Annotated in this window: 2 protein-coding genes; one reads left to right on the top strand and one right to left on the bottom strand. The window is 65.1% G+C overall.

Going from position 1 to position 1,666, the window contains the following annotated elements; all coding sequences use genetic code 11:
• Positions 1-1,052: RNA-guided endonuclease InsQ/TnpB family protein (locus BMZ82_RS39095; protein ID WP_093782122.1), on the bottom strand; the 1,052-nt coding region annotated here is incomplete at its 3' end.
• Positions 1,053-1,077: 25 nt separating this feature from the next.
• Here BMZ82_RS39095 and tnpA point away from each other — a divergent pair.
• Positions 1,078-1,494: an IS200/IS605 family transposase gene (gene tnpA, locus BMZ82_RS39100; protein WP_093782121.1), complete on the top strand. Its 417-nt coding sequence runs from the start codon at positions 1,078-1,080 to the stop codon at positions 1,492-1,494.
• Positions 1,495-1,666: the final 172 nt, after the last annotated feature.

Below are 1,666 nucleotides of genomic sequence, written 5' to 3' on the forward strand. Positions count from 1 at the left end.
CAGGTCCATTCCCGGACGTTCAGGGGTTTGGGCCCGTCCTTGACTCCGCAGGTGGAGCAGACCTGACTCGTCGGCTCGAACCGGCCGATCTTGATCAGGGTCCGTCCGTACCGTTGTGCTTTGTACTCCAGCATGTTCACGAATGAGGCCCATCCGGCGTCGTGCACGGACTTGGCCAGCTTCGTGCGGGCCAGTCCCGTCACCGACAGGTCCTCCACGGCGATCCCTTGGTTCTCGCGGATCAGCTTCGTGGAGAGCTGGTGGTGGAACTCACGGCGTGCGTCAGCAACCTGGGCGTGGGCGCGGGCGACCTTGAGGCGGGCCTTGGCCCGGTTCCTTGATCCCTTCTGCTTGCGGGACAGTTCCTTTTGGGCCTTCTTCAGTTTCTTCTCCGCGCGGCGCAAGAAGCGCGGGGAGTCGATCTTCGTGCCGTCGGACAGAACAGCGAAGTGCGTCAGGCCGAGGTCGATGCCGATGGTGCGGTCGGTGGCGGGCATCCGCCCGGCATCCGCCCGTGGGTCGGTGTCGATGACGAAGGAGGCGAAGTACCGCCCGGCGGAGTCCTTGACCACGGTGACCGAGGTGGGGGTGGTGGGCAGGGTGCGGGACCACTTCACCTTCACCGCCCCGATCTTCGGCAGGTTCAGCCGTCCTGTGTCGGTGATCTTCCAGCGGGCGTTCGCGGTGAACCGGATCGACTGGCGGGTGTCCTTGCGGGACTTGAACCGCGGCGCACCGCTCCTGGGCCCCTTGCGGGTGCCCTTGAGGGAGGCGAAGAAGTTGCGGTAGGCGGTCTCGGCGTCGCGCAGGGACTGCTGGAGAACGACCGCGGAGACCTCGCCCAGCCAGGACCGCTCCACAGTCTGCTTCGCCTGGGTGATCAGCCGTGTGGACAGCTCGCCGATCTTCGGAAACGGCTTCCCAGCCTTGCGGGCGCTCTCGCGGGCGTACACGGCGTCGTTGAACACGACGCGGGCGCACCCGAACGCTTTCGCCAGCGCGGTCTGCTGGCCGGTGTCCGGGTACAACCTGAAGGCGTACCTGAGCTGCATGACGGCCACGCTACATACTTGGGTTATGAGTGAGATTCAGAAGATCAGAACTGGTCGGCACTGTGTTTTCGTTATGCACGTGCACTTGGTCTTCGTGACCAAGTTCCGGCACAAGGTGTTCACTGATGCTCATCTGACGCGTATGGAGGAGATCATGCGGTCGGTGTGCGCGGACTTCGAGTGCGAGCTGGTGGAGTTCAACGGCGAGAACGACCACGTCCATCTGCTGGTGAACTTCCCGCCCAAGGTCACCGTCACCAAGCTGGTCAACTCCCTCAAGGGCGTCTCCTCACGCCGTCTGCGCCAGGAGTTCCCCGACCTCGTACGCCACTACTGGCGGGCCAACAAGCTGTGGTCGGGCTCCTACTTCGCTGGAACCGTCGGCGGCGCCCCGCTCACCGTGGTCAGGCAGTACATCGAGCAGCAGAACCGGCCGGTGTGAGCACAGCCCAGCTCCGCCGGGACCAGCAATCACGACGCTCCGCGCCGCGGGTGGTGAACACGCCGTGTCCGGCGCCGCCGGACAAGACGCGGCGACGCTCCGCGTCGCCACCATCAGATTCGCTTCACCACCGGGCTGAAGCCCGATGCACTGCGAATGAACCCCGGTAGCG

The sequence above is a fragment of the Streptomyces sp. yr375 genome, assembly GCF_900110755.1.
Taxonomy (GTDB): Bacteria; Actinomycetota; Actinomycetes; order Streptomycetales; family Streptomycetaceae; genus Streptomyces.